General features: G+C 67.8%; 18 protein-coding genes and 1 pseudogene. 9 read left to right on the forward strand and 10 right to left on the reverse strand.

What is annotated here, in order from left to right:
- Nucleotides 1–65 precede the first annotated feature (65 nt).
- A complete protein-coding gene (locus tag V2J85_RS24050) occupies nt 66–2,702 on the forward strand; it encodes an NACHT domain-containing protein (protein WP_261953841.1) in 2,637 nt (878 codons plus the stop codon).
- A gap of 676 nt (nt 2,703–3,378) precedes the next feature.
- On the opposite strand, the gene V2J85_RS24055 is transcribed toward V2J85_RS24050, so the two are convergent.
- The 3 genes from V2J85_RS24055 to V2J85_RS24065 all read right to left on the reverse strand — a co-directional run bounded on the left by V2J85_RS24055 (nt 3,379) and on the right by V2J85_RS24065 (nt 5,279).
- Nucleotides 3,379–3,717 carry a hypothetical protein gene (locus V2J85_RS24055; RefSeq protein WP_261953840.1) on the reverse strand — a complete coding sequence of 113 codons (339 nt, stop codon included), beginning with the start codon at nt 3,715–3,717 and terminating at the stop codon, nt 3,379–3,381.
- Nucleotides 3,718–3,856: 139 nt separating this feature from the next.
- The gene (locus V2J85_RS24060; RefSeq protein ID WP_330822684.1) at nt 3,857–4,531 is read right to left on the reverse strand and encodes an SDR family NAD(P)-dependent oxidoreductase; all 675 of its coding nucleotides are present in this window, start codon (nt 4,529–4,531) and stop codon (nt 3,857–3,859) included.
- 274 nt (nt 4,532–4,805) lie between these two features.
- On the reverse strand, nt 4,806–5,279 hold the full coding sequence (locus V2J85_RS24065) for a cupin domain-containing protein (protein ID WP_330822685.1): 474 nt from the start codon (nt 5,277–5,279) through the stop codon (nt 4,806–4,808).
- Nucleotides 5,280–5,345: 66 nt separating this feature from the next.
- Between V2J85_RS24065 and V2J85_RS24070 the strand changes: the two genes are divergently transcribed.
- Nucleotides 5,346–6,305: a DUF5937 family protein gene (locus V2J85_RS24070; protein WP_330822686.1), complete on the forward strand. Its 960-nt coding sequence runs from the start codon at nt 5,346–5,348 to the stop codon at nt 6,303–6,305.
- 158 nt (nt 6,306–6,463) lie between these two features.
- Here V2J85_RS24070 and V2J85_RS24075 read toward each other — a convergent pair whose 3' ends face one another.
- Nucleotides 6,464–6,937 carry a MarR family winged helix-turn-helix transcriptional regulator gene (locus V2J85_RS24075; RefSeq protein WP_261953836.1) on the reverse strand — a complete coding sequence of 158 codons (474 nt, stop codon included), beginning with the start codon at nt 6,935–6,937 and terminating at the stop codon, nt 6,464–6,466.
- A 75-nt stretch (nt 6,938–7,012) separates the two neighbouring features.
- Between V2J85_RS24075 and V2J85_RS24080 the strand changes: the two genes are divergently transcribed.
- Nucleotides 7,013–7,825 (forward strand): alpha/beta fold hydrolase, encoded by an 813-nt coding sequence (locus tag V2J85_RS24080; RefSeq protein WP_330822687.1) that lies wholly within the window; start codon nt 7,013–7,015, stop codon nt 7,823–7,825.
- Here V2J85_RS24080 and V2J85_RS24085 read toward each other — a convergent pair.
- A pseudogene (locus V2J85_RS24085) lies at nt 7,813–7,962 on the reverse strand (IS5/IS1182 family transposase); the annotation flags it as partial. The gene V2J85_RS24080 and the pseudogene V2J85_RS24085 overlap by 13 nt on opposite strands.
- A 143-nt stretch (nt 7,963–8,105) precedes the next feature.
- On the opposite strand from V2J85_RS24085, the gene V2J85_RS24090 reads away from it, so the two are divergent.
- Together V2J85_RS24090 and V2J85_RS24095 are read left to right on the forward strand one after the other, a co-directional pair.
- Nucleotides 8,106–8,417 carry a hypothetical protein gene (locus V2J85_RS24090; protein ID WP_261953834.1) on the forward strand — a complete coding sequence of 104 codons (312 nt, stop codon included), beginning with the start codon at nt 8,106–8,108 and terminating at the stop codon, nt 8,415–8,417.
- Nucleotides 8,407–8,934: a hypothetical protein gene (locus tag V2J85_RS24095; protein WP_330822688.1), complete on the forward strand. Its 528-nt coding sequence runs from the start codon at nt 8,407–8,409 to the stop codon at nt 8,932–8,934. Before V2J85_RS24090 ends, V2J85_RS24095 begins: the two co-directional genes overlap by 11 nt.
- 27 nt (nt 8,935–8,961) lie before the next feature.
- Here V2J85_RS24095 and V2J85_RS24100 read toward each other — a convergent pair whose 3' ends face one another.
- Genes V2J85_RS24100 through V2J85_RS24115 form a run of 4 tightly spaced genes read right to left on the reverse strand, consistent with a single transcriptional unit; the run spans nt 8,962 to nt 12,555 of the window.
- Nucleotides 8,962–10,158: an ABC transporter permease gene (locus tag V2J85_RS24100; protein WP_330822689.1), complete on the reverse strand. Its 1,197-nt coding sequence runs from the start codon at nt 10,156–10,158 to the stop codon at nt 8,962–8,964.
- Nucleotides 10,155–10,841, reverse strand: a complete 687-nt coding sequence (locus tag V2J85_RS24105) for an ABC transporter ATP-binding protein (protein WP_330822690.1) — start codon at nt 10,839–10,841, stop codon at nt 10,155–10,157. The genes V2J85_RS24100 and V2J85_RS24105 overlap by 4 nt, the downstream gene beginning before the upstream one ends.
- The gene (locus tag V2J85_RS24110; protein ID WP_419836828.1) at nt 10,838–11,917 is read right to left on the reverse strand and encodes an efflux RND transporter periplasmic adaptor subunit; all 1,080 of its coding nucleotides are present in this window, start codon (nt 11,915–11,917) and stop codon (nt 10,838–10,840) included. The genes V2J85_RS24105 and V2J85_RS24110 overlap by 4 nt, the downstream gene beginning before the upstream one ends.
- Nucleotides 11,914–12,555 carry a hypothetical protein gene (locus tag V2J85_RS24115; RefSeq protein WP_330822692.1) on the reverse strand — a complete coding sequence of 214 codons (642 nt, stop codon included), beginning with the start codon at nt 12,553–12,555 and terminating at the stop codon, nt 11,914–11,916. Before V2J85_RS24115 ends, V2J85_RS24110 begins: the two co-directional genes overlap by 4 nt.
- Nucleotides 12,556–12,689: 134 nt before the next feature.
- Here V2J85_RS24115 and V2J85_RS24120 point away from each other — a divergent pair, with 134 nt between their 5' ends.
- The 3 genes from V2J85_RS24120 to V2J85_RS24130 are packed head-to-tail and all read left to right on the forward strand — an operon-like array spanning nt 12,690 to nt 15,311.
- Nucleotides 12,690–13,379 carry a response regulator transcription factor gene (locus V2J85_RS24120; protein ID WP_330822693.1) on the forward strand — a complete coding sequence of 230 codons (690 nt, stop codon included), beginning with the start codon at nt 12,690–12,692 and terminating at the stop codon, nt 13,377–13,379.
- Between the two features lie 7 nt (nt 13,380–13,386).
- A complete protein-coding gene (locus tag V2J85_RS24125; RefSeq protein WP_261953827.1) occupies nt 13,387–14,817 on the forward strand; it encodes an ATP-binding protein in 1,431 nt (476 codons plus the stop codon).
- The gene (locus tag V2J85_RS24130; protein WP_261953826.1) at nt 14,814–15,311 is read left to right on the forward strand and encodes a hypothetical protein; all 498 of its coding nucleotides are present in this window, start codon (nt 14,814–14,816) and stop codon (nt 15,309–15,311) included. Before V2J85_RS24125 ends, V2J85_RS24130 begins: the two co-directional genes overlap by 4 nt.
- Before the next feature lie 146 nt (nt 15,312–15,457).
- Here V2J85_RS24130 and wrbA read toward each other — a convergent pair whose 3' ends face one another.
- On the reverse strand, nt 15,458–16,069 hold the full coding sequence (gene wrbA, locus V2J85_RS24135) for an NAD(P)H:quinone oxidoreductase (RefSeq protein WP_330822731.1): 612 nt from the start codon (nt 16,067–16,069) through the stop codon (nt 15,458–15,460).
- A gap of 278 nt (nt 16,070–16,347) precedes the next feature.
- Here wrbA and sigJ point away from each other — a divergent pair, with 278 nt between their 5' ends.
- Nucleotides 16,348–17,331: an RNA polymerase sigma factor SigJ gene (sigJ, locus tag V2J85_RS24140; protein WP_261953825.1), complete on the forward strand. Its 984-nt coding sequence runs from the start codon at nt 16,348–16,350 to the stop codon at nt 17,329–17,331.
- The last annotated feature ends 114 nt before the right edge of the window (nt 17,332–17,445 follow it).

Here is a 17,445-nt window from a genome sequence, read left to right on the forward strand (position 1 = left end):
CTGCATCTCCTAAGCTGCTGCCGGGTCGACGGTTGGCTGCCGTCCTCACACCAACCGGGGAGTAAATGGAAGCCGCTGCCATTGGCGCTCGTCTCGCCTCAAGCGTTGTAGCGCCGCTGATCAAGAGGCTCTTCGTAGCAGACGGCCCCGGTGCTGGTTTGGTCGACCGGCCGCTGCGCGTCTCGAAGCTCGTTTCGTTCAAGGGCGAGAAACGAGTCCTGTCGGACGAAGATCTGCACAAGATTGCCGAGGAGCTGGTGAACCGCGCGGCGCAGTCCACCGGCGTCGAGGAACGTCTGCCGGCATACGAACAGCGCGCTGTGGCACATGCCGTAGCGGACTCGCTGAGGTCGCTGGGCTACATCGACATGGACGATGTGCAAGCCGTGCAGCTCGGACACCTTGCGCTCTCCCGGCATTTACGGTCGCAGAGCCCCTCGGCCACTCTCGGTTTATCCAGCGACGCAGTGACACTTCATGCGAGCGTGCTCGACACTGCGTGCCTCCATATCCTGCACTTCTTCACCCAGAGATCCACTTTTGTGGCCCGTACGCTGATCGAACACAGCCGTCAGATCGAAGAGTTGTCCCTGAAGATCGACTCCCTGATCGCCCGCACTCCCTCGCCGGCCGACGGGCCTTTCGAGGAGCGCTACGCCGAGTACATTGCCGCCAAGCACGGAAAATTAACCATTTTTGGGCTCGATCTGTCCGAGGCGCCTGAGAATTGGCCGCTCGACGCCGCCTATCTGAGCTTGGACGCAGCGGGCGGCAGAACGCATGACCTCCCCACACTCCTCCCCGCCGATCACATCTTGGCCGGTCGTGACCGAGTGTTGCTCCGGGGCGTTGCAGGGTCAGGGAAAACGACGCTCGTACAGTGGCTGGCAGTATCCACGGCGCGGAAGGCTCTCGACGAACGACTCCTGTATCTCTACGGCCTCGTGCCCTTTGTACTGCCGCTGCGCACCCTGACCCGAGGCGGCGCCAAACTCCCCACACCCGATGGATTCCTGGCCGCCGTTGACTGCCCCATCGCCAGCCTCCAGCCCACAGGGTGGTTTGACAGGGTGTTGAGGTCAAAGCGTGGGTTGATCCTGGTCGACGGGATCGACGAAATTCCGGAAAGCGAACGCCAAGAGGCACGCCGTTGGCTGCAGGAGCTGGTCAGTGCCTACCCGCACAACCGGTGGCTGGTGACCTCTCGCCCTTCGGCCGTACGCCAGGACTGGTTGGTCGGTGACGACTTCGCAGAGCTCGACCTTGCTCCGATGAGCCGGGAGAACGTCGCCGAGTTCATCAGGCGGTGGCACAAGGCCGCGGGCATTGGTGATCGCTATGCCACAGATCTCCTGCAATCCGTACGAGCCAAACAAGACCTCGGCCGCCTCGCCACCAACCCCCTGATGTGCGCGCTGATCTGCGCCCTTCACCAGGACCGTCGTGGCTACCTTCCGGACGGCCGGAAGGAGGTCTACGACGCCGCCCTCTCCATGCTGCTTTCCCGGCGTGACCGGGAGCGAGGAATCTACAAGCCGGGCACCATCCGCATCGGCGAGGAACATCACATCCAGCTGATCCAGAAGCTTGCCTACTGGATGATCCGCAACGGTCGTTCCGAGATGGATCGGACTGATGCCATCGAGCTGCTGGAGCACGCACTACCCGCGATGCCGAAGATCGCCGATCAGGGGACGGCTGAGGAGATCTATCACCACCTGCTGATCCGCAGTGGTCTCCTGCGCGAACCCAGTACAGGCTCCATGGATTTCATTCACCGCACTTTTCAGGACTATCTGGGTGCCAAGGCTGCGGTAGAAGGTCTTGACTTCGATTTCCTCATCGCGCACGCGCATCTCGATCAGTGGGAGGACGTCATCCGGATGTCCATTGCCCACGCTCGGACCATGGAGCGAACCCGGCTGCTGACCGGTCTTATAGAACGAGGTGACGCATCGGAGAAGGACAGCAGGCGTCTCCACCTGCTGGCAGCGGCCTGTTTGGAACATGCAACAGAACTGAGCCCGGACGTGCGGATGAAGGTGGAGCAGCGGGCCGCGGCGCTGATTCCGCCTCGATCGGCGGATCAGGCCCGCGCTCTGGCTGATGTGGGTCCGGTCGTTCTGGACCTGCTTCCCGGGCCGCAGGGGCTCTCCGAAGACGAGGCATACTTCACCGTATTGTCTGCTACCCGCCTTGCCACCGACGCCGCGATCTCCGTACTGGCGAAATATCGCGACCTCTCGGACCTCCGTGTCCGTTCGGAACTGGCCAGGGTCTGGAGTCGTTTCGAGTGCGATCGATTTGCTGAGGAAGTCATTGCTCACCTCAGAGAGGAAGATCTCTACTTCTGCGTCTCGAATGCGCAGGAACTGCATGCGCTCCGACGGTTCGGCGGCCGTTCTCGGATTCGGATAACAGGCACGATCACGCCTGAGGAGTTCCAATCTGGCTGCGACCGGACCCGCCTCACTCATTTGTGGGTGGAGGCTGACTCAGACGCCACCTGGGAGTGGCTGGCGTACTTCCCGAATCTCCACACCATCACGTTCGAAAGCCCGCTGGCCAGTATCGATGTGAGCAGTCTCAAGAAGGTCAGGTCCCTGCGCACCATTCGGCTCGCCGAGGAATCCGCATTCGTGGGATCCGAGGCTCTTCCATCACACACGCAAATTGTGCGAGCGTGCCTGACGACGACGTGATGGGTGCCGTCCGTACCACGCATGGCCCGCCGATCGCGTGCGCGCCCTCCCCCGCGGCGAGCCCTGCGTCCAGGTACTGAGCAGGTTTCAAAACCGCGCCCGTCTGGTGGAGGTGGTGCGGAGGGCCGAGCCTGGGCTGTTCGCACGCAGCGGGTGCTTCGTTCTGTGCCTACACCTCACGGGGCGTCGGGCGGACATAGGGCCGCCAACGGCAGCTGACTGAAGCGGATGCCTGGGATATGCGGCTCGTGGTGGCTGCGCTTGATGCGCTTCCACTGGTGTGCGCAGCGGCAGCGGATGCTGATCTCGCTGCGGTCGCAGATGACCATCCAGCCGCGACCGGCACCGCGCCGCCTGTTTCAGAGCGGCGGCCAGGGCATCCCAGTTGGCTTCGCACAGCACGTGGTCGGTGTGCTGGGGCAGGGTGGCTTCGATGGTGCCGGCATACCGCTGTCGAACGGGTTCGGGGATGCGACGGCCACCGGACGACCCCAGACACCTCGGGACACCCTGCGCGAGCGCGTTCGCCAGGCGCTGGCCGGAGCCCTCGGGCGAGGAGGCATTCTTCCGCCGCCTCGCCGAGGCCGGCCCCGAGGAGAAAAGCGTCTCGCCCCCTGCGGCGACACCCTCGGCTACAACGGGCCCTGTCCCCGCTGTTCTGGACCCACGTGAACCCCTACGGCCGGTTCGAGCTGAACATGAAATCCCACCTCGGCCTCGCCGCCGCCACGGCCATGGTGCCCGGCACCCGCACCGCGCCCGAGGCGGAAAGCGCACAGTCCGCTGCGGACGGTGCGGCCGGGTCGGCATCCTCAAGACCCGGCCGCCTGGCGTCGCTCCCGGGGTGAAACGCCGGGCCGGGGAGGGCCTGGCCATGGGTTGAGGAGGGGACCAGGAACGCTTCGGTCCTCTCCTTGGGAACGACGAAGGTGTTGGCCAGGACGATGGGCCCGGTCTTCTCCTTGAGCTGTGCAAAGACCGGCGTTGTCGGGTCCAGGCTCTCCAGCTTGGCCATCTTCCGTACTTCCTCTCGCTCTTCGTCAATCGCCGTCGGTTGTCCTACGGCGCCGCGGGCGTCCACCGCCGTACGGGCGGATCAGGGATCAGCGGTGGTGGGACGGGTCGGTCCTGGGACGGGTCGGTCCTGGGACGCGTCAGCGGGTGACGACGCGCTCAGCGTTGTCGCGTTGCGTGTGCAGGTCCCAGTAGAGGGGGGCGACTTCCTCGGCCGAGGCCGTCGGTACTCCGGGCGGGCCGTCCGTGCCGACCCACACGCCGATGGCGACGTGTGCGGCCTGGACGCCGGTGTCGGCCAGTTCCTTGTGCAGGCTGAGCACCCAGTTGCGCAGCGCGGCCTGGGCGGCGTTGAGGTTGCCGAGCATCGGGGTGGGGTCGACCGAGCCGGCGCCGTTGGTGTAGAGCAGGGTGCCCGTGCCGGCCTCGCGCATCGCGGGCAGCACGGCCCGTGTGGCGGCGATGGCCCCGTAGAGCAGGAAGTCCATCGCCCACTGCACATCGGAGGGGTTGGTCGCCGACGGAGCGGTGAGCGGCGTGGATTCGAGGCTCCCGGCCGGGGAGTACTCCAGGACGTCGATGCCGCCGAAGCGGGTGGCGGCGTCCTTGAGCGCCTGGGTGAGTGCGTCATGATCGAGTACGTCCGCGGGGAACGCGGCAGCGGTGATGCCTTCGGCTTCGAGCCGGCCGACCAGGTCGTTGAGCTTGTCGCGGTTGCGGGCGACGAGAGCGACGTCGAAGCCGTGGGAGCCGAAGGTACGAGCGATGGCCAGGCCCATACCGGGGCCGGCTCCGACGATGGCGATGCTGGGCACAGTGAATCCTTTGCTGGGAAACCCGTTGGGAAAGGGGTGGATCAGGCGACGGTGAGCGCGAGCTTGCCGAGCGTGCCGGCGCCGAACGCGGCGAACGCCTCGCCGGTCTGCTCCAGGTCGTAGGCAGAGATCACCAACACCTTGCGGGCCACTGCGGACGAAGTCGGCCTCCGGACCCGGTTGGCGGTGGTGAGCACGCGCGGGGGCAGTTCTACGAGCGCATTCCAGGTAGTGGGGTGGCTCGTGGGCGGGCCACGTGCCGTTGCCGGTGCCCTCACCGCTCGTGGTCGTCGACGAAGTGGTTGTCGTGGGCTTCGTGGAGCCGGCTCAGGTCACGCTCGTTCACAGTGGCGAGCTCTGTGAAGTACTCCTCCCGCGGTACGCCTGGCGAGAGTGCCATCAGGAGGGTGGCGGTTTCGGCGCGCTCCTTCCGGAGTGCGTGGACGTGGCCCACCGCGGCATGCGTGGTGTCGCCGAGCCGCAGTGTTCGCCAGGCCCGCCCATCGAAGTAGTCGATTTCGCCTTCTTCAACGATGAAGGTCTCGCTGAACGTCGTGTGAAAGTGCGGGGCAGGTCCCCGGCTGGACGGCGACATGCGCCACCGGTAGATGCTCACGATCCCGCTGGTCTCCGCCGGGCCGGCGAGGACTTCGATGGTCGATCCGCTGGCGCCCAGCCGGATCGTTCGCGTCTGTTGGGCTCGCTCGGGTTCCTTGGAACACCGGGCAGTCGACTCCGTGTCGGTCATGACCCGAGTCTCGGGGCTTCGCCGTTTTGCTCGCGCTCGATTCGGCGGTGGCCTAACAATGGTGGAGTGATCCGCTACCGATTGGGCGCTGGTGCTGCGAGTGTGCGGTGGGCGATGTCGCCGATCCACGAAGTGGTCAGTCTTGCCCGGCTCTTGACCGAACCGCAGCGTCACCCGATGTTCCACCCGTGGCTTCGCCGTCGCCGCAGTCTCTCGCTCCCCGACCTGGGGGCGCTCACGGTCTTCATGGCCGATGGCGCGTATCGACCCGACTTTCTTGACCCATCGCCGATGTCCAGTGAGCCAACGTTCGAGGAAGGCATGGATGCCCTCCTCGCCGCGCCGGCGGACCAGACCTACGCCGAGCTGGTCGACGCGACGGTGGGGCGCGGGGCGGAAATGGGCCGCCGACTGCTCGATGACCCCGACCGCGCCAGGTGCGAGGCCGCCGATGCGCTGCGCCGCCTCTGGAAGGCAGTTGTCGAACCGGAATGGCCGTCCATGCGGCAGGCGCTGCGTGCCGAGATGCTGGATCGGGCCATCCAGGTCAACCGCGAGGGGCTGCGCGCAGTCCTTCCGCGCCTGCACCCTTCCGCCGTGTGCGAAGGCGACACCATCACCGTCGAGAAGACCGTCGACATCGACGTCGACTGCCCTGAAGGACTCATCCTCGTCCCGTCGCTGTTCATCACCGATCGGATGCAGTGCACCACCTCGGACCACTGGACTCCGGCGATCTATTACCCGGCATCCGGGCGGTACCTCTGGGCGGCACCTCCCACTCCGAGGTCGCTTGACCGCCTTCTGGGGGTGACGCGATCGAGGATCCTGGCCGCGCTCGCCACTCCGCTGCAGACGACCGTTGTGGCCAGGCTGGTGGGCGTCACGCCCCCGACGGCCAGCGAACACCTGGCAATCCTGCGAGACGCCGGGTTGATCGACAGCAGCCGGGCCGGTCGCACGGCCACGCACGAGCTCACCAAGGCTGGACGTGCTCTCCTGGACGCGGCCTCGCCGCGGCCATGACAGGTCCGGGAGCTGCTGCTGGTCAGTCAAGCGCGGCGCCTACCGCAGCTTGCAGTCGGCGACGGCGTCGTGCGGGCCGCGCGGATCGAGCCGCTCCTGCCTGTGGGCACGTGTCATTGAGCCGCTCCCAACCTGGGCACTGGCGTACAGCGTGAAAGTCAGTTCACGTCTACGTGGTCGAAGAGTGCGAGCATCTGCGTGAGCACACGCACGCATGCGGTCAGGTCGGCGTCGGTCAGGTCGCCGCCGACCTGGCGCAGCAGGGCGTGCTCACGGATGGTTGCCGCGGTGATGGCCGCCCTGCCGTTGTCGGTCAGTCGGATCAGCGAGGACCGCTGGTGGGCGGGGTTGGGGGTGATCTCGACCAGCTGTTGGGTTGCCGCGTCGTTGACCATGCGCTGCACGAATTGTCGGCTCAGCGCCTGTGCGCGGCCCATCTGCGGGACGGTCATGGGCCCGTGCTCCAGGAGCAGGACCAGGACGGCGCGCACGCCGACGGAGAGCCCCTCGATCGGTGCGGCTTGTTCCACCTTGCGCTGCACGCGTCGGTACAACGGGCCGACCAGGGCGAACACTTCCGTGAGTCGGTGGGCGAGGTCATCGGGGGCGAGTGGTGTATCGGCATCGGTCACCCGATCAGGATGACACTGTGGTTGCCAACTCCGGAAGAAGATGACACCTTGGGTGTCATGATTGATGCTTCTGACATGTTCTCGTTCGACACCGGGGACGGCCACCTCGTCTACCGCGACGTCGGAGCAGGACAGCCGCTGGTGCTGCTGCACGGAGGCTTACTGGACCACCGCATGTGGGACGACCAGATACGGGTCTTCGCGCGGGACTACCGAGTGATCGCACCGGATGCCCGCGGACACGGAGGTTCCTCCAATGCGAACAAGCCGTTCCGTCAGACCGATGACCTCGCAGCTCTACTACGTCACCTCGACGTCGGTCCCGCGATCCTCGTCGGACTGTCGATGGGCGGAGCCATCGCCGTCGATACCGCGCTCGAACACCCCGATCTGGTACGTGCGTTGGTCGTCAGCGGCGTCGGCACCAGCGAACCCGAATTCCAGGATCCCTGGCTCGGCGAGATCGAGGCCGAGGAGGCCCGCGCGCTGGCCGCGGGTGACACCGAGGGCTGGGTCGAGGCATTCACCCGGCTCGCGGCGGGACCGCACCGCACGCTCGGCGACGTCGACCAGGATGTCGTTCGCAGGCTGCGGGAGATGACCCGGCGGACCGTCGCCAAGCACACCAGTGCCGAACCCATGCACATGGTGCCCGTGACAGACACCTGGGCACGGGCAGCGAAGATCACCGTCCCCGTACTGGCCATCAATGGCGGCGTCGACTCTGACGACCACATCGGCATGGCCGAACGACTCGTACACACCGTCGTCAATGGCCGTGCGACGACCGTCGAAGACACCGCTCACTACCCCAACATGGAACGACCGGATACCTTCAACGAGATCCTTGGGCGTTTCCTCCGCACCATATCCACTCAAGAGAGCTGACCCAGGGCCCTGACGCGTCGGAAAGCAATGGCGCGGCAGGCCGGCTTCAGGAAGGCTTCATGGATGTCGTCGCGGATCTCCCAGCGGATCCGCAGGCGCCGGAAGTCGTGGATCCACGCGTTCGTGCGCGCCAACATCACAAGCGCAGAGGGGCGATCCGCCTCATTGTGTGAGCTGCTGTTAGACGTCATCACCGAGCCACTGCCCGGTTCCTTCGGAGGTGACGGCGAAGGCGTAGGCCCGGCACGACGCACCTCGGCCCTGCCCATAGCCTTGGCCCATGTCAGTCAACATCGATCTTGAGCTGACCGTCACCGGGCCGAGCGCCCCGGAGCAGGCGGAGCGGATACTGAAGGCCCTTGAGGCAGTGATACGTGACGAGGGGATGGACCACTCGGTCCGCCTTGCGGTGGAGGAGTGGGAGGGGCAACTCCAGGTGGTGGGCGGCACCGACTACCCGTTGATCATCAGCGGCCTCGGCCGCTGGCAGCCGGAGTTCGAGAAGCGCGTCCACCAGGCGGTGCAGGAGGTGGCGCCATCCGCAAAGGTAGATATCGGGTGGGGGTATCCGGACGACGACGATGATTACTAGCCTCCAGCAGTTCGAGCAGGTCTTCCTCTACGCGTGGCGGGACGACGCCACGGCGGAGATTCCATCGATCCTTTCGGTGGTGTACGAGCCGTTGGAAGCGGGTCGGCGGTGGCTGCTCTGGGCCGGATCGCCGGCCTTCAGGGAGTTCGTGCCGTTCGAAGACGCCGCCCATGTACGGGAGTTCGCCCAGGCGTTGCTGGACCTGCCGACGGCGGCCGGGCCCTACAGCCGGGAGGTGGACCTCGCAGAGGACGAGACGGACGAGAGGGGCGAGGGCGATGGGATAGCGATGCGGGGCTCCACTTCGACGTCGGAATGGTGTTATGCCACCTTGACGGTCGGGCGGGAAGCGGACCGCGCGTGTTTGCCGTACCTCAACTACCGGTCGTACTACGTGGTTCCCGGCAGGCCGGACCTGACCTCCCCCGGATTGCAGGTTTTCTGTGGTCACGTGGACGTCGACCGGCTGCACGCCGAGGCCAGGGCCCTCCTCGCGGCATTGGACGACGAAGGCTGACCCGTCCCCTCCCCGCGCGGCCGGACATCACGTCGCATGCAGAGCCACCGTCGGATGGAGACCCGAAGCGCGGATCGCCGGGTAGAGGCCGGCCAGGATGCCGATGAGGAGGGTGGCGGCCAGGCCGCCGCCGAGTGACCACAGGGGTATGACGACCTCCCAGCCCTGGGCCATGGCGAAGGTGGACGTCGCCGCGGCGCCGAGTGCCGCGCCCGCGGCCCCGCCCAGTGCCGAGAGCAGGAGTGACTCGGTGACGAATTGCAGGCGGATCGCGCCCTTGGTGGCGCCGAGGGCGCGGCGGAGGCCGATCTCCTGGCGGCGTTCCAGAACGGAGATGACCATGGTGTTGGCCACGCCGACGCCGCCGACCAGGAGGGCGACCGCGCCGAGGCCGAGCATCAGACTGGTGAGTCCCTGGTCGGCGGCGGCCTTCGCCGCCAGTGCGTCGGAGGGGCGGGAGACCTTCACGGAGCCTTCGCTGCCGGGCATGACCGTCCGTGCGAGCACGGCGCGGACGTCCTCGACCGAGGCGTCCGGGGACCGCTCGAAGACGGTCGTTGGGTGGCCGTCGAATCCGAGGTACCGCTCCGCGGCCGGGAAGCCGATCAGGGCCACCCGGTCGAGGTTGGGGACGAGTTCGACGGACCGGAGAATGCCGATGACCACGACGTAGCGGTTGTTCATCATGATCTTCTCGCCGGGCCCGGTGATTCCCAGTCGCTCGGCCGCGACGGCGCCGAGGACGGTGACCGGGAGCCGCTCACTGGCACGGTCGAGCCAACGCCCCTTGGCTGTACTGGCGTTCAGCGTGGTCAGCAGGTCCGTCCGGGCTGCCTGTGCGGTGACGCCGGCCGGCTGGTCCTCGGGGACCACATCGCTGCGCCGGATCCGGGTGTCCACCTGTCCGATGGCAGTGGCCTGTTGCACCGGGCCGATGCGTTCGACCATGGGCTCCGCGTTCTTCGGGAGCTTCACGTCCTGGCCCAGGGCGTCCTTGCCGGCCTCGGCGGTGAGCAGGTTCGTCCCGAGGCGGTCGAGCCGGCCCATCAGGTCGGCCCGGCTGGACGTGGAGAGGCCGACGACCGCGACCATCGTGGCGATGCCGATCGCGATGCCGAGTGCGGAGAGCACGACGCGGGCACGGCGGGCGCGCAGCCCGACGGCGCCGATACGCAGGATGTCGGCCCCCGCGAGGCGGGCGGGCTGCAAGGCGGAACCGGTCATGAGGCGGCCTCGACGGAGCGGCGGTCGGAGACCACGGCGCCGTCCCTGACCCGTATGTGCCGGGGAAGTGCGGCGGCGATCTCTTGGTCGTGGGTGATCACGCAGATCGTGGTGCCCGTCGTATGGAGCTCGTGGAGGAGTTCCATCACGATCCGGCCGGACGCGGTGTCCAGCGCGCCCGTGGGCTCGTCGGCGAGCAGCAGATCGGGCTCGCCGACCAGCGCACGGGCGATGGCGACGCGTTGCTTCTCGCCGCCGGAGAGTTCGTGCGGGCGGTGCGAGAGCCGGTGGCCGAGTCGGACCTGCTCCAGCGCGAGGCGGGCCCGTACCCGACGTTCCTTGAGCGGTACGCCCGCGTAGAGCAGGCCGTCCGCGACGTTGTCGACCGCGTCCCGTCCCGGCGAGAGGTGGAAGTGCTGGAAGACGAAGCCGATGTGGCGGGCCCGCAGCGCGGACAGCTGGCTGTCGGACAGCGCGCCCACGTCGTGGCCGGCCACCCGGACCGTGCCCGACGTGGGCCGGTCGAGGGTGCCGATCAGATTGAGCAGGGTCGACTTCCCGGAGCCGGACGGGCCGACGACGGCGAGGAGTTCGCCCGGGTCGATGCTGAGGTCCACGCCGCGCAGGGCGTGGACGCCGCCGGGGTAGGACTTGGTGACGGCACGCAGTTCGATCACGGTCATTGCTTGGCCACTCCCACCGTCATGCCCTCGGAGATGCCGCTGCCGCTGACCTCGATCCGTCCGTCGGCGGTCATGCCGGTGGTGACCCTGACCATCCTGGTCGTGTCGCCCTGGACGATCTGCAGGCCGTAGCCTCCGTTTTCGCCGCGCAGGGCGACGACCGCCTCGACCGGTACGGTCAGCACGTTCTTGCGGCTCTCGCTGATGAACCGGACGCTGGTGGTGGCCTTGGGGTCCTCGGAGGCCATGGCGGACCGGGGGTGGTCGAGGGTGACCTCCACCGTGATCCCGTCCTGGCTCGGCTCGGCGGAGCCCTCCTGCGCCTCCGGTCTGACGGTCCCCGCCACCTTGCCGGCGGCGGTCTTCCCGCTGGGCAGGGTGACCTCGGCCTTGGTGCCCCGGACCGTCAGGCCCGTGTCGGCCTGGTCGAGCTGCGCCCGTACGACCGGTCGGGTGGAGGCGACGGTCAGCACGGTCTTCTCCGGGCCGATCTGGTCGGCGAGTGCGGCGTCCGCCGACACCACCCGTACCGTGCCGGGTTGGAAAACGACATCGCCCCGGCCGACCCGGCCGTCCGCGTTCTCGATGCCGATCGCTTTCTGCCAGCTCCTGACCGCGGCTTCGGTGCCCCTGTCGTAGCGGGTATCGACGTACAGGCTCGCACCGAATCCCAGGTCACGCAGGTTACGCTCCAACTGGAGGACATCGGGCCCCCGGTCACCGGTCTTCAGCGCCCGGAACGCCGGTGTCGGCCCGTACATGAGGATCACCGGCCGGGCGTCCCGCTCGTACAGCCGCTGCCCGGCCGTGACCGTTCTGCCTTCCTCGGCGGCCTTGGTGACGGTCCCCTCGACCGGCGACTTGATGGCGCGACGTTGTGCGTAGTCGAGGTGTCCGTCGACGGTCTTGCTCTGTACCAGGTCGGTGCGGGTGATCTCGGTGGTGGCGGGCGGAAGATCGCCCTTCTTCCCGTCCCGTGCGTCGTGGTTGCTCGCTGCCACAAGCCATGTCCCGGCGCCGAGCGCAGCGACGGCCGTCACCGCGCCGACTGCCACCAGTGTCCTGCGGCGCGTCACTGCATACCGTCCAGGCCGTCGAGCAGCTTGTCCTTGCACGCCTGCCGGGCGCGCTTGTAGACGGGGGATTCGGGGTCGATCGACGACGCGACGGGGTTGGCGTCGCCGCCGGGTATCACGTTGCCGCCGGACATCGTGGGGTTGGCGAATGTCGAGACGCCGTGCTTCCGCATGCAGGTGGCGTGCGACAGCAGTGATTCGTACTCCTTCTGTACGTCACGCTTCGGCTCCAGGCGCATGGCGGCGGACATCTCCTTGCCGCAGACACCGTTCTTGCCGCCCTTGGACGCCTCTTCGTTCCCGGGTTTCCGAGCGATCTCGTCGATCTTCGTCCAGTCGAGATAGCCGCTGATCTTCGGATCGGGAAAGTCCTTGATGCCGGCCTTCCCGCGCATGCACTGCACGTACTTCATCTGGGCGTCGTAGAAAGCGCCCTTGTCGCCCGCGCCGCCCTGATTGCCGGAACCCTTGCTGTCGGAGGGGGCATTGCCGGGATCCCCGGGAACGGAGGCGACCTCCTCGCCGGTTTTGAGCCCGCCGTCCTCTCCCCCGCATGCGGCGGAGAGGACCAGGACGGGGAGGGCGACGAGTGCGGCCAGGCGATAGCGGCCGGTGCGCGAGGGTGTGCGGATGTCCATGCCGACCACCCTCGGCCGGTCACATCATGAATTCTGGATGCCTGGATGATGGGGAGGTAACAATCGGCCGCGAGCCGCGCATCCCTCGCCCCACCCGGTCTGACATGGGCAAACGCTCCCGCATAATCAGAGGCATGCCGCATGTGCTGCTCATCGAGGACGACATCTCCGTACGCGACGGGATGGAACTCGTACTGCGCCGACACGACTACGTCGTATCGGTGGCCGGCACCGGAGAGGAGGCGCTGCCGCTGCTGGCCGGCCTGCCGGGAAAGCCGGTTGAGCTCGTCGTGCTCGACCTGATGCTGCCCGGTATGGACGGATTCGAGGTCTGCCGCGCGATCCGGGCCCGCAGCACCATCCCGGTGATCATGCTCACCGCACGCGGCGACGACCAGGACATCGTCACGGGCCTCGAAGCGGGCGCCGACGACTACGTGGTCAAACCGGTCACGGCCCGTGTGCTCGAAGCCCGGATCCGGGCAGCGCTGCGCCGCGCCGAGCCGCTACCCGGTCCCCGGACGGGAGAGCACCATGCCGGGCTCGTCATCGACCGGGCCGCCCTGACCGTCACCAAGCTGGACACGCCCATCCCGCTGCCGCTCATGGAGCTGCGGCTGCTGCTGGAGCTGTCGGCCGCACCGGGCCGGGTGTTCAGCCGGGAGCAACTCCTGTCATCGGTCTGGGACCTCGACTACCTGGGCGACTCACGACTGGTGGACGCCGCCGTGCGCAGACTCCGCACCAAGATCGAGGACCTTCCCGCCAGGCCCCGCTACATCCAGACCGTCCGGGGCTTCGGCTACCGCTTCGGCCCCCTGTGACGCACGGATGAATCGCCTCCGGATCCCCACGGGCGGGTTGCGCACACGCCTCGTGGTCGCCTTCGTCCTCGTCACCCTGATCACCGCGGTGACCGCGACCGCCCTCGCCTACCGCGAATCCCGCAACGCCGTGCTGGAACGGGCCCAGAACGCGATCCGGACCGACTTCCGCAACCGGGTCGGCGAAGTGGCCGCCGACCTCGACATCCCTCCGGACCGGGACACCCTGGCCCGGTTCTCGACGAGCGTCGCGCACGGGCTCGGTGATGCCGTCGTCGTGGCCCGGTACCACGACCTGACCGCCACCTCGGACTCCCACGCGGACCGGACCCGGATCACCCCCGAACTGCGGACCGCGGTCAGGACCACCGGCCGGATGCGCTTCCAGCGCGTCGAGTGGCACGGCGAACCGTTCCTGGTGGTCGGGGCGTCCGTGGCCTTCGACACCGGACGCACCTCGGATCTCGACGTCTTCACCATCGCCCCGCTGCGGGCCGAGGAAGAGGACATCGCCGTGCTGCTGGAGACCGTCCGCGAGGGACTGATACCGGTCGTCCTGTTGGCGGCGGCACTTGCGCTGCTCGCTGCACGTACCGTGCTCCGGCCCGTACGGGACCTGGGCCTGGCGACCCGGATGCTCGCCGCGGGTGAACTCTCCGCCCGTGTCGCGGTCAAGGGCCGGGACGAACTCGCCCAGCTCGCCGAGACGTTCAACCACACCGCCGAAAGCCTGCAGACCTCCGTCGCCGAACTACGGGCACAGGAGGAGCGGGCCCGCCGCTTCGTCGCCGACGTCTCCCACGAACTGCGCACTCCACTCGCCGCGATGACCATGGTCTCCACCGTGCTGGACGAGGACGCCGACCAGCTGCCGCCCGACTCCGCCCTGGCCGCCCGCACTGTCAGTACGGAGATCGCGCAGCTCACCCGCCTCGTACAGGACCTCATCGAGATCTCCCGTTTCGACGCGAAGACCGTCTCGCTCGAGGCCGCGGAGACCGACCTGGCCGAACTGGTCCGGTCCACGCTCACCCGGCGGGGCTGGACCGGTCAGGTGCACACGGACCTTTCCGACGGGGTACGGGCGCGGGTCGACCGCCGCCGGATCGATGTCGTGGTGGCGAACCTCGTCGGCAATGCGCTGCGGCACGGCGGCCAGCCCGTCGCCGTGGTGCTCCGCACCACGGACCACGAGATCACCATGGAGGTCACGGACCGCGGTCCCGGCCTGCCCTCCGAGGCCCTGCCGCACGTCTTCGACCGCTTCTTCAAGGCCGACACCGCCCGCAGCCGGTCCGAGGGCAGCGGCCTCGGCAGCGCAATCGCCCTGGAGAACGCCCAGTTGCACGGCGGCACCATCACGGCCGCCAACCGACCGGGCGGCGGCGCGGTCTTCACCCTCCGACTGCCCGGCAACCCTCCCCAGGACATCCCATGAAAGCCAAGCGCACCTTGACGTTCGGGGCCCTGCTTCTCTCCGTCGTTGCCGGCTGCGGAATCAGACCGACCGGAGTCATCGACGCCGGTGAGCCCGTCACGGGCCTCACCAAGGGAATGCGGATCTACTTCGCCTCGGACACGGGTCTCCGCGGTGTCTCCCGGCCCGACCTGAAGCTGCACTCCCTCGACGCGGTCATCAAACTCCTCGTGGCCGGCCCGAATGCATCGGAGCAGAAGAGCGGACTCACCAACCTCGTGGCGTTCGACGGGTCCTACCACGTCTCCGGAGACGCCCATCGCGTCACCCTCGACGCACAGGACACCTACCTCTCCCCTGACGCACGCCTCCGCAACGGGCAGTTGGTGTGCAGCCTGGCCCGCGCACAGGCAGCCCTCCACCCCAAGCTTCGCCCCGACGACATCCAGGTGACCCTGCGCGCCAGGGGCGATTCACTCGGCCCCTACGCGTGTTCTTACTTTCTGCGGAACTGAGGGACGTCGCGTGAGACCGGCGCCTTCGTCCAGGACGACCGGTACACCATCCACCCGGAAGACCGGCAACAACGGCCTCCGCGTGGTTCCCGTGCCTGGTGACGAGCCAGGGACCAGGCGAAGACCGCTCTCGCGTGCGTGCCGGATCAGGCGGCGCGGCCGACCTTGAGAAAGGCCGCGATGTCGACGACGCGACGGGCCTGGTAGCGGGCGGCCTGGAGGGCCACCTCACCGGGCGGGCCGTCGCCGGTCACGTGGGAGGTGCCGTAGGGGTTGCCTGACCGGAACTGGAGGGGGTCGGTGTAGCCGGGGGGAACGATGATGCCGCCCCAGTGATAGAAGGTGTTCGCCAGCGCCAGGAGGGTGGATTCCTGCCCGCCGTGGGCGGTGTTGGAGGCGGTGAAGGCCGAGTACACCTTGTCCGCGAGCTTGCCCTGGAACCACAGGGGGCCGGTGGTGTCGATGAACGCCCTGAGCTGACTGGCCGGGTTGCCGAAGCGGGTGGGGGTGCCGAACAGCACCGCGTCGGCCCACTCCAGGTCGTCGTGGCCGGCCTCGGTGACGTCGGCGGTGTCCTCCAGGTGTCCGGCCCACTCCGCCCTGCCGCTGACCGCCTCCGGCGGGGCCGTTTCGGCAACCTTGCGCAGTCGCACGGTGGCGCCGGCCTTCTCCGCGCCCTCAACGGCGGCTTGCGCCAAGGCATGTACGGTTCCGGTGGAGCTGTAGTAGATGATCGCCACGTTCACGGGTTCCATGATTGGTTTCCTTCCTGCGGGGGTCTGATCGAGTGCCGGGCTGTTGAGTTCCGGGCTCTTGAGTTCCGGACTGTCTGGTTCGGCCGGTCGGATCGAGTGCCGGTCGGATCAGGTGCGGCTTGATCGGATGCGGCCTGACCGGATGCGGCCTGACCGAATGCGGTCTGATCGGTACGACGACGCAGCCCAGGGAGATGTGAGGCGACGTGCCGACCTCACAGTTCGATACGCCGGCTCGTCGTAGGGGGTGAGGCAGCGCATCCAAGGGAGCCGGTGACACCATGAACAACCCATCCGAGCCCAATCCGGAGCAGGGACGATCCGACCCGAAGCAGGGACGACCCGATCCAGGCTTGAGCGTGATCACGAGCGAGCGGCGTCAGCTGACCAACCTCGCGTACCGGCTGCTCGGCTCCCTGGCCGATGCCGAGGATGTCGTCCAGGAGACCTACGCCCGCTGGTACGCCATGTCCCCACAGCAGCAGGCAGCCATCGACTCCCCCGGTGCCTGGCTGACGACCGTCGCCAGCCGTATCTGCCTCGACCAGCTCGGCTCGGCGCGGGCCAGGCGCGAACGCTACGTGGGCAAATGGATCCCGGAGCCGCTGCCCGACCGTACGGAGTGGATCAGCGGACGGCCGGGCGCCGCCACCGTCGACCCGGCCGACCGGGTCACCCTCGACGAGTCGGTCCACATGGCCTTCCTCGTCGTCCTCGACGCGATGACCCCGGCCGAACGCGTCGCGTTCATCCTGCACGACGTCTTCCGCTACCCCTTCGCCGAAGTGGCCGAGATCGTCGGCCGGACCCCGGCGGCCTGCCGCCAACTGGCCTCTTCGGCCCGCCGGCGCCTTCGCGCGTCGCAGCCTGACCTGGCGTCACAGCCCGACGCGGTCTCGGCAGCCCGGCGCGCCGACATCGTCAGAGCCTTCAAACTGGCTTGGGAGGCCAAGGACATCGACGCCCTCATCGGCCTACTGGCTCCCGACGCCACGGCCACCGGCGACGGCGGCGGAATCGTCACGGCTGCGCTCCACCCCGTCGAAGGCGCGAAGCAGGTCGCACGCTTCTTCGCCGACCGGGCTGGTGCGGCGGCGACCGCCGTGACGCTCCTGGAGCGTACGGTCAACGGTCAGCCTGGGCTGGTGACCCAACTGGACGGCGTCACCGTATCGGTGATGGCGTTCGACATCACAGACGACCGGATCAGTCACATCTGGGCCGTACTCAACCCCGACAAGCTCCGCTTCTGGACAGTGGGCTGACAGCCGCTCGACGACGGTGCGAAGGCATGCTCGGACACGCTCCGCGGGGCTACAGTGCGCGGCAGGCCATTCCCGAGTCGTTGAGCAGCCGCTCATGCGGTGAGAGCGAGCCTG

Source organism: Streptomyces bugieae (assembly GCF_036352915.1).
Taxonomy (GTDB): domain Bacteria; phylum Actinomycetota; class Actinomycetes; order Streptomycetales; family Streptomycetaceae; genus Streptomyces; species Streptomyces endophytica.